Origin of the sequence: Longimonas sp. (genome assembly GCF_046498435.1) — a bacterium.
Classification (GTDB): domain Bacteria; phylum Bacteroidota; class Rhodothermia; order Rhodothermales; family Salinibacteraceae; genus Longimonas.
Genome location: NZ_JAWOAR010000339.1, coordinates 1 through 9,801 on the forward strand (window position 1 = coordinate 1; position 9,801 = coordinate 9,801).

General features: G+C 63.2%; 7 protein-coding genes. 4 read left to right on the forward strand and 3 right to left on the reverse strand.

Annotated elements, in window-relative coordinates:
• The 4 genes from R6U20_RS13275 to R6U20_RS13290 form a co-directional block, all read left to right on the forward strand.
• The coding region (locus R6U20_RS13275) for a DEAD/DEAH box helicase (RefSeq protein ID WP_410338320.1) at positions 1-1,194 on the forward strand (1,194 nt) is incomplete at its 5' end.
• A 91-nt stretch (positions 1,195-1,285) separates the two neighbouring features.
• Positions 1,286-2,287: a ChaN family lipoprotein gene (locus R6U20_RS13280; protein WP_410338321.1), complete on the forward strand. Its 1,002-nt coding sequence runs from the start codon at positions 1,286-1,288 to the stop codon at positions 2,285-2,287.
• A gap of 908 nt (positions 2,288-3,195) precedes the next feature.
• Positions 3,196-4,617: a hypothetical protein gene (locus R6U20_RS13285; protein WP_410338322.1), complete on the forward strand. Its 1,422-nt coding sequence runs from the start codon at positions 3,196-3,198 to the stop codon at positions 4,615-4,617.
• 63 nt (positions 4,618-4,680) lie between these two features.
• On the forward strand, positions 4,681-5,916 hold the full coding sequence (locus R6U20_RS13290) for an AI-2E family transporter (RefSeq protein WP_410338323.1): 1,236 nt from the start codon (positions 4,681-4,683) through the stop codon (positions 5,914-5,916).
• Between the two features lie 30 nt (positions 5,917-5,946).
• Here the strand turns inward: R6U20_RS13290 and R6U20_RS13295 are convergent, their stop codons facing one another.
• From R6U20_RS13295 to R6U20_RS13305, 3 genes are all read right to left on the reverse strand, one after another.
• Entirely contained in the window at positions 5,947-6,315 is a 369-nt protein-coding gene (locus tag R6U20_RS13295) for a VOC family protein (RefSeq protein ID WP_410338324.1), read from the reverse strand.
• A gap of 32 nt (positions 6,316-6,347) precedes the next feature.
• On the reverse strand, positions 6,348-9,248 hold the full coding sequence (locus tag R6U20_RS13300) for a sigma 54-interacting transcriptional regulator (RefSeq protein ID WP_410338325.1): 2,901 nt from the start codon (positions 9,246-9,248) through the stop codon (positions 6,348-6,350).
• Positions 9,249-9,314: 66 nt separating this feature from the next.
• Positions 9,315-9,801, reverse strand: a 487-nt coding sequence (locus R6U20_RS13305) for a DUF59 domain-containing protein (RefSeq protein WP_410338326.1), incomplete at its 5' end; no start/stop codon positions are given.

Sequence of the window (9,801 nt, forward strand, 5' to 3'; positions counted from 1 at the left end):
CGGGCGCGATCTTATTGTGCAGTCGCGCACTGGCTCGGGCAAGACCGGGGCGTTTCTGCTCCGCTCTTCGACCGCCTCGACTCTTCGCAGAAAGAAGCCCAGGCGCTTATTCTGACGCCCACGCGCGAGCTGGCGCGGCAGGTGCACGAGGAGTTCGACCGCATGAAAATTGCCACGCCCGAGACGAACGACCTCGAAGCCGCACTCATCTACGGCGGCGTGGGCTACGGTCCGCAGATCAAAGCGCTGAAGGGCGGCGCGCAGGTCATTATTGGCACGCCAGGGCGCGTGCTCGACCATCTGAAGAAGAAGAACTTCCATGCGAAAACGGTGCGGCTCTTCATTCTGGATGAGGCCGACGAGATGCTCTCGATGGGCTTCTACCCGGATATGAAGGAGATCCGCGACTACCTGAGCCGCGACCGCCAGTCGTGCATGTTCAGCGCTACCATGCCGCCCAAAGTGCGCTCCGTGGCACGCGAGTTCCTGAGCGATCCGGACTTCCTCTCGCTCAGCTCCGGGCACGTCAGCGTTGACGAGATTGCGTACCGCTACTACCTTACGCAGCCGATGGAGAAAGATCGGGTGCTGCGCCAGCTGATCGAGATGGAGGAGCCCGAGTCCGCCCTCATCTTTGCCAACACCAAGCGCGAGGTCACCTACCTGCGTAAGTTCTTGGGCAACGCCGGGTACAACATCGACGAGATGTCGGGCGACCTGTCGCAGCGCAAGCGCGAGGAAGCCATCGACCGGCTCCGCAGCGGCGAACTGCGCATGCTCGTGGCGACCGATGTGGCCGCCCGCGGCATCGACGTGTCGGCGCTCAGCCACGTGTTCATCTACGACGTGCCGCAAGACCGCGAGTACCTCATCCACCGCTCCGGACGCACCGCCCGCGCGGGCAAAACCGGCACCACCATCATTCTGGCCACGCACGAAGATGAGTTCGAGCTCATCCGCATGGCCAAGGCGTATGGCATCGAAATGAATCGCGCCGAACTGCCCGTCGATCCGCTCGACGAAGCAGAAAACCAGCTCCGCCTCCACTACAACAACGCCCACGACAACGACGCCGTGCAGCGCTTCCTACCCCTGGTCGACCGCCTGGCCGACGAGCACCCCGAACTGCTGGCCCACCTCATCGACGAAAACGTAGACCTGAGCGACCTCGACTCCGACTCCGACGACGCGTAACGCTCAGAAATTCCGAAATCGTCCTGAAGTGAACGGTCCCCCGTTCGCGACGGGCAACGCGACGCATTCCACATCATTGCTCCCGGCTGCCATGCTTCGCCGTGTTGTTCAGCCCCTCGTTTTCGTAGCGCTTCTGCTGCTATCCGCAACAGGGTTAGGGGGATACGAAGCAGCGGCGACGTCGAGATCACCGTTCGCAGCCTCCACAGTCGCCGACTCAACCTACCAGGTCTACACCGCAGACGGAGAGCCCGCGGCCCTAAGCGACATTGTAGCCAGCCTCGACACGGTCGATGTCGTGCTTCTGGGCGAGGTGCACGGACAGGCCCGCATCCATGCCCTGCAAGACACGCTCTGGCAGCGCGCGTTAGCAACCGATCGGCCCGCAGCGCTCTCCCTCGAAATGTTCGAGCGCGACGTGCAGCCCGTGCTCAACGAATACCTGAGCGGTTTCATCTCCAACGATCACTTCCTGCAAGCCAGCCGTCCGTGGAGCACCTACGAGCGCGACTACCGTTCGCTGGTCGACACCGCCCGCGCCCACAACGCCCCTGTGCTGGCCGCCAACGCGCCGCGCCGCTACGTAAACCGTGTAGCAAGCGAAGGCCGAAGCGCCCTCGATGCACTGCCGCCGCATGCCGCCGACTGGCTCCCGCCACGTCCGTATCCCGAAGCCAGCTCAGCCTACCGCGAGCGCTTCATGGCCCAGATGAGCGGCGGTGCCCACGGAAGCAGCCACGCGCCCAGCGACATCACCGAAGCGGATACCACCGAATCTGACACGACTGATACCGCCATGCCGCCGGGCCACGGCAGCGGCCTGACGCGCCTGCTCGATGCGCAGATGCTGTGGGATGCCACGATGGCTTACACCATCGCCGAACACCTGCTGCACCAGCCCAACGCGCTGGTTGTGCACCTCACCGGACGCTTTCACATCGCCGAGCGTACCGGCACGCCCGAAGCCCTTGCGCACTACCGCCCCGGCACCCGCCAACTCGTCATCTACTTCGACGCCGTACCCGACCCCGACTCCTTCGACGAAGACGCCCACACCGACAAAGGCGACTTTGTGGTGCTGACGGCAGAGTGATCGCCCGTTCTTTGAAGCAGGTGGCGCTCCAGACTGGATTGGGACACCGGAATAGGGCGATTGCATGTTGAGCAACACGGACGCAAAAAAGACCATCACGATACCCCCCCTTCTTCGTCATCCTGACAGAGCGCAGCGGCGGAAGGATCGCAGCGCGCGCCGTTGCACAGCGCCAGACCACGGCGGACACGCGTAGTGCCACCTTAAAGCAATCATTTCTTGAAGCAATGACGTCTTGAAAACGGTATCTCCAGAGAACCCTCTTGAAGGCCACGCTCTGATTGTTATGGTGGAGGAACAGCAGGCATTGAAAGGGGAGCATGACGATATAGAGAGTAGGCAACCCGTCAAAGTACAACACAATACCCCCATGAAGATGCAATGGCTCTAATACCATCTGCGCTGAATCATCATACAGGTGTTTGCAATCGGTGAGCGACGAAACTCGCCTTAATGTCGCCGGGGACGCAAGCGGTACCGACAGGGGTCGGCACAGGTTACCCGGCTATGGGCTGCAAATCCTTAGCCCGGGATCAGGAGCGAAGCGCTGGGAGCACCGCGACCGAGTACTCCTGGGGTGCGGATATCCCGGGCGGCCTCCAACCTAACGTGTACATCGAAGTCTCGCACCTGGTATAACTTGGCCTACACACCGCCCGACACAGGTTCGCAGGCTACAAGTCGCTAAACACGTACAGAGCTACAGCGATGGAAAACAACGACGCTGGAGCGTGCTATCCGGCGACGCGTAGCTCGCGGAGAGTTTGCAAGACGCTGTCTAGACCATCGGGCGAACAGGAGGTGCTGTAGGGCAGCGGATTTGCACAAGATTCGGAATCAAGGAGATGCGCAGGTCGTTTTCTTGATAGCTGGTTCTGTGCCAGTAATCGCCTACGCTTATTCCTGATTTGGCTGTACCGATGGCCTCCGAAATCCCTTGTCCTTCGTGCGGTGCGCTCATTTCCCCCGATGCCGGGGCCTGCGACTTGTGCGGACATACCCTCGCGGGCTCTGACGACGACGCGGATCCCCCCGCTGAGACGTCGGCTTCTTCGCCTGCGCCTGCTTCCTCGTCCGAAGAAGAGGCTCCTCCAGAAGAAGAACTCGTCGAAGACGCCCCGGCCCCCGCCGCCAATGGGGCGGTCTACTGCACCGAGTGCGGTACGGCCTTTGCCCCTGGCGACAAGTTCTGCAGTCAGTGCGGTACGCCGCGGGCCTCCTCCGAGGATGCTGCTGCCGAGGATGCTGCTGCCGAGGATGCTGCTGCCGCCGGTGGCACCCGTCCGGTTGCGGCCGCTCTACCCACAGGAGCCTCGGCCCCCGAATCCGATGACGGTGGGAGTGGCGGTGCAGACGACGCCATTGACGAATCCGCCATAAACCGCAAGCTGATGTGGCTTGTGGGCGGTGCGGTCGTTGTGGTTGCTGCCCTGTTCTTGGGCACTCTCTTCAGCGAGCGCGGCGGCGACCCGTTGGCGCGCACTGCTGCCGAGCGTAATGCAGGAGACGACATCGGCACCGAGCAAGGGGAGTCGGCTCCGCAGGGGCCGTTCCAGGGCGGATCATCATCCCAGGGCGGTGAGGGCCAGCAAGAAGGCCAGCAAGCGGCTCCCGTCTCTGTAGATGCGCTGGTCGACCGCTACAGCGACGAACAGAGCGACGACGTAGCCGCTCAGGTTGACTCGCTACGCGGCGAAATGGAAGAGGAAGACGACCTCATCCGGCAAACGCTTCAGCAAGAGGTCATCAACGTGTACATGAACAACGGACAGTTAGGACGTGCTGCCCAAGAACAGAAGGCAATCGCCGAGGACGCCGACGACCCCGATGCCTGGCGCCGTACCGGCGACTTGCTGTACAGTTGGATGGAGCAACTTGGCCAAAACGGCACGAATGAGGCCATTGCGCAAATTGCTCCGCACGTTGTAGAGGCATACGAAGCGGTGCTCGACGAGGAACCCGACAACCTGGATGTGCGCACCGACATGGCCACTGCGCTGCTGCAAACTCAGTCGCCCATGCGTGGTGTCGAGGAAATCAACCGGGTGATTGAGGAAGACCCCGAACACTTTCAGGCGCGCTTCAACAAAGGGATCATGCAGCTGTATATTGGGCGTGTTGATGAGGCCGTAGCTGAATTTGAAGAGGTAAAACGCATCGTAGGCGAAGATTCGCCCTACTACGATCGCGCCGACCGTGCCATTGAGTTGGCTCGCGAAGAAGAAGAACGTGCTCGTGAAGAGGGCGGCGCTCCCTCCGAAGGCATGCCCACCCCGGCGCCCGAGGCTGGCGACTCGGATGATGAGGCGCCCGCATTCCCGAATCCATAGTGTAAACGGGCAGGGCGGCCTTCCATCTGCTTGCTTTCTACGTCATCTGACCGCTCCTGCCGCATGAATGCACAGTCCTGGTACACAAAGTACACCATCGCACTGGCTGGGGGCGTGCTCACTGTGTACGTGATGGTGGTGGCGAAGTCTACGCTCATCCCGCTCCTGTTTGCGGGCTTCCTGGGGATCTTACTGACCCCGGTCTGTGCCCGCCTGGAGCGTTACGGCGTGCCCCGTGTTGCTGCCGCCCTGCTCACCCTTGTCTTTGCCGTGCTGGCGCTGGTTGGGCTGGGCTTCTTCTTCTACACGCAGTTGGCCTCGTTCGTTGAAGATGTGGACCTGATCCGCACGCGCATCGAGGAGATGATGCAGAGCATAGATCCGCTTTTGGAGCAGTGGATCGGCATCGACGACCTGATTGACGTGGGCACACTGGGTACAACAGCCGCAGAATACGTGGGCGACAATGCCGCAAACCTGGCGCGTGGGCTCGCCGGAGCCGCCAGCACCATCACGGCTGCCTTTCTGGTGCCCGTATTCATCTTCTTTGTGCTCATTGGCCGCACGTTCCTGCGCACCTTTCTCCTGCAAGCCTTCGGCGGCGACAACCCCGCACGCTCCGAGCGCGTGGCTGCTACGCTTGGTAAGGTCAAACAGGTCGTGCAGCGCTACATCACCGGGTTGCTGATCGTCATCGGCATCCTGGCTGTGCTTAACTCCATTCTGCTGCTTACCATTGGCGTAGACCACGCGCTGTTCTTTGGCGTGTTTGCAGCTATGCTCAACGTGGTGCCGTTTCTGGGGCCGCTCTTCGGGTCCATCTTGCCGGTAATCTATGCCCTGCTCACCATGGATTCGCTGATCTATCCCCTGCTGGTATTGGGCGGATTCTACGTGATTCAGCTCTTCGAAAGCAATCTGTTCACGCCGACCATTGTCGGCAGTCAGGTGAGCATGAATGCGATGGTCACGCTCTTTCTGCTCTTCGTAGGCGCTCAGATCTGGGGCCTCGCAGGCATGATCCTGTTTATCCCGATGGGGGCAATCCTCAAGGTCGTGTGCGACGAGGTCGATTCGCTCAAGCCGTTCGGCTTTCTGCTGGGTCGCATGCCCACTGACCCCAAACGCCGTAAAGGCCCGCTGGCACGCCGCATCAGCGAGATTCCGTCGCGCATCGATCGCATGGAGGACCAACGCACCTCCAAACCGACCTCCTCGCCTGCTCATGAGAATGCCCCCGACTCCAACACCAAACAAGACGCATCCCCCCACAAGCCGTCCGATGCGAGTAGCGGCTGATCTCGTTCCGGGTGCGCCCCAGTTTCGCAGCTACCGCGGTTCGATTTCGAGCACCAGCCCGTCGGCATCCCGCACGAACAGACGGTTCTCCTGCTCCTGATACGGGTACGCCTCTGCATCCAGCCGACTGCGCAGCGCATGCCAGGCGTCCGACGGCAGTGCAAAGCCGAGGTGATGAATGCCCCCACGTCCGGGCACGGTGGGGTGCTCCATATCTGTGACCTCCATGATTTCGAGGATGTCCTGGCCGTCGTCATCGGTGAGCATGGCGCGGCGGCGCCCTTCGCGGATGGGATCGTCCTCCACCACGCGCAGCGTAAGACCGAGTACATCCACATAGAAGTCGATGGCCTCGTTGAGCGCGGCGGTCATGATGGAGGCATGGTCTAAATGTATCATAAACGGGAGCAGGGTACTACGAAAACAATGAGTTACGAAGACGAAACGGCAGCATCGGCGTCGATGTCGAGGCGCTTCATTTTCTTGTACAGTCCTTGTCGCGAGATGTCCAGCGCCTCGGCAGAGGCTGAAATATGGCCGTCGTGCGCTCGCAACACGTGCTCGATGGCTGCTTTTTCGGTCTGCGCGAGAACCTCGCTGAGCGCAACCGTGTCGTCGTTCAAGAGCGTGTCGTAGGGATGCGGGGCCCGATCTTCGTGCTGCGTACGGGCTTCACGGAGCGGCGCGGCCAGTGCATCCACCGTAATCTGAGGCGCGGGCTCGCTGCGCACGGACTGATACGCCCGCTCTACTTCGTTGCGGAGCTGCCGCACGTTGCCGGGCCAGTCGTACGCCAGCAGGGCATCGAGGGCGTGCTGCGTGATGGTAACCAGCGGCGTCTGTGGCGTGCGCTGCTCGTCGAGTACGCGCTGCACGAGCACCGGAATATCAGCGCGCCGCTCCCGCAACGGCGGCACCCGCAGCGTGATGATGCCCAGGCGGTGGGCCAATGCAGCAGGCATTGCATCAGCGGGTCGCGTGGTAGCGTTGCTGGGCGTGGTGGCCAGCAGGCGCACGTCGATTGAGCGGCAGGTGTCGCTTCCCACCGGAAACACACAGCCGGTGTTGAGCATGCGCAGAAGCTGTTCGTGCACGGCCTGCGGCAGCCGGTGCACGGCCTTCAGGAGCACCGATCCGCCTTCCGCCTTGTCGAGCACGCCGGGGGTGTAGGTGGCGCCGTCCACGCGTCCAAAGAGATGCGCAGCCCAGTCGCGCGGCTGCACACTGGTACGCTCCACAACATGCAGCGGCCCGGTGCGGCGCTCGCTTACGGCGTGCACGGCGCGTGCCACCATCGTTTTGCCCACGCCGGGCGCACCGGTCACAAGCACCGGACTGTGACTGGCGCCGATCTGCTCGATGCGCTGCTTGAGGGCTTGCATGGGGGCGCTCTCTGCGACAAACGCATCTGGAAAACGCGAGCCGGTGGGTTCGGTCGATGGCAAGGAGGGCGTGGGCGCCCGGTCGAGCGCCATAAGCAGCATCGGCAGGTACGGACGCAGCGCCTCGGCCACGTCGGGAAGCGGCTCATCGGCGGCGTAGGTCAGGGTGAGGCGCGCATCGGTCGGGGCCGGGTAGTGCAAGGCCGTAACCGATGCGCTGCTAAGTGTGCCCTGGTCGGCCACCATGCACTGTGCCCGAGCGTGGCGCGGACGATACTGAATGCGCACACCGTCCACCTGCGGATGCGCTCGAAGCAGTGTGGTGCATGCCTCGGTAACGCTGGCGTGTTCGGGCGGGGCCTCGGCCAACGCGGTGCCCAGCAGCGTGCCCCACGTCGTCGTGTCGGTGGGGTCGTAGGCGGGCCACTCGTTGAGCACGTTCTGAAGCTGTTCGGCATGCTCGGGCCGCTCGCACCGGGTCATGGCCGCTTCCGCATCCACCAGCATGGGACGCAGTGCGGGCTGCCGGTTGGCCTGTGGCGCAATTGTAGCTGCGTGCAAGGCCATCTGGGCCGCACGCAAGGCATCGCCGCTCAATCGGTAGGCAGTGTGCGCCTGAGCGTACTGCTCAGCGGCATGGCGAGTCGCCTGCGCATCGCCCGACTGCTCGGCCTGCGCGGCGGCCAGAGCAGCCTCGCTGGCACTCCACCGGGCCGCCATCGGCAGCACCGATCGGTAGTCTGCAAAGGCTTCGGCTTTTTGGAGATACGTCTGGGCCCGCGCAATGTCGCCGGCCTCGGCAGCGCCCTGTGTTTGCACAAGGAGCGCCCGCACCTGATTGCCGCGATGCCCGGTTTCGCGCGCATTCTGATGAGCGCGTGCCCGCCATGTGTGCGCGGTGTCGGCATCGCCGGTGCGGCGGGCCACTTCGGCCCGCATCAGCGCCAGGTGAGAGCGTTGCAGCCCGTGCGGTAAGCGCTCGGCCCGCTCCATGACTTCGTTGAGTTGAGTGCGCGCCCGCTCAATGGTACCCCGGCGCAGCGCCAGGCGCACGTAGAGCGAATGCAGATGCGCCTCGCCCAGCGCATAGCCCTGCATGGCAGTAAGCGCATCAGCAATGCACGCGTGGGCTTCGTCCCACCGCGCAGCCCGCAGCAGCGCGCCAATGTGCGCATGATACGCCGCCAGGAGCGGATACGGACGGCAGTCGGTGGCGCCCTGAAGGCGCGTTTCCGCGGTGGTGGCCCGCTCAATAATGACCTTGGGCGGCGCGCCGGTGTCGTAGGCGAGGGCAGCCTCCTGGGCCTGCGCATGCCCCACCCAGCGCGTGTGGTTGAGCTGGTGCGCCATGGACTTCAACGCTGCGGCGTGGGCTTCGGCCTCGGCGTACTGCCCCTGAAATCGCAACGCCGGAGCATACATGTCGTGCAGCCAGCACTGCGCCAGACGGTCAATGTGCGGACGCCCGAGCGCCTGTGCTTCCCCCAGTGCATGGCGCATCAGGTCGTACTCATCGAGCGCGAAGTAGGCCTGTGCCTGTCCCAAACGCACCCAGCAGTGTCCGGGGCGATGGGCGAGCGCCTCAAAGTGCCGATCGGCCTGGTCGAGATGCGCCAGGCCCCGTGCCAGCACGTCGTTTGTGGTGCCGCGTAGCACATCGGTCCATCCGCGCCAAAGCGCCACCTCGGCCTGCACACGCGGCGGATGCGCCGACAGGTTAGCATTGTCATCCGGCAGGTGGCGTCGGGCATCGTCGGGCTGCAGGCGGGCCGCGCACAACAGGTGCGCCCATAGCGCATGCAGCCGTAGCACACCCGCGTCGGGAGCGTCAGCATCGCTGTGCTGATCCAGCGGCCCCTGCACCAGCGGCTCAATCATGTGCGCCACATCGCGCACGCGCCCCTCGGCGAGCAGGCTGGAGGCCATCGCTATGGTCGATGCGTACTTCACGAGCGCGCACAGAGTGATGCAAAAGAACAGCGGCAAGCGCCAGAGCAGCGCCGTAGAATCCAGATGCTACATAAAGCCGAGTTCCAACTGCGCTTCCTCCGACATCATCTGCGGCGAAAACGGCGGGTGGAACGTCAGCTCCAGGTAGACGCTCTTCACGCCTTCCGTCAGGCGCACAGCATCTTCTGCCTGGCCCGGCAGAATGCCCGCTGCGGGACAGTTTGGCGCGGTTAGCGTCATGAGCACATCCACGTGCTTGTCGTCGTGGATGTCGATGTTATAGATCAATCCCAGATCGAAGATATTAACCGGGATCTCGGGGTCGTAGATCTCCGAGAGCGAATCCACAATGCGCTCGTAGAGTTCGGTGTGCTCATCCGGCGCGTCTTGCATGTGCGCCGGGAGCGTATCCGGACGCTCCAGTTCGCGGCTGTCGTCAAGGCGCGGATCCTCGGCGTCGACGGTGGTGTCAGGTAGGCCAGCGAGGCGGTCAGCCGATTCATGCGCTGAGGGTCCAGTCCAAGCGCGCGGCCGACGTCCTTGAGCGCGCTTT

Coding starts and splice junctions, on each gene's coding strand:
- R6U20_RS13290 (WP_410338323.1), top strand. CDS start 4,681: ATGAATGCACAGTCCTGGTACACAAAGTACACCATCGCACTGGCTGGG.
- R6U20_RS13295 (WP_410338324.1), bottom strand. CDS start 6,315: ATGATACATTTAGACCATGCCTCCATCATGACCGCCGCGCTCAACGAG.
- R6U20_RS13280 (WP_410338321.1), top strand. CDS start 1,286: ATGCTTCGCCGTGTTGTTCAGCCCCTCGTTTTCGTAGCGCTTCTGCTG.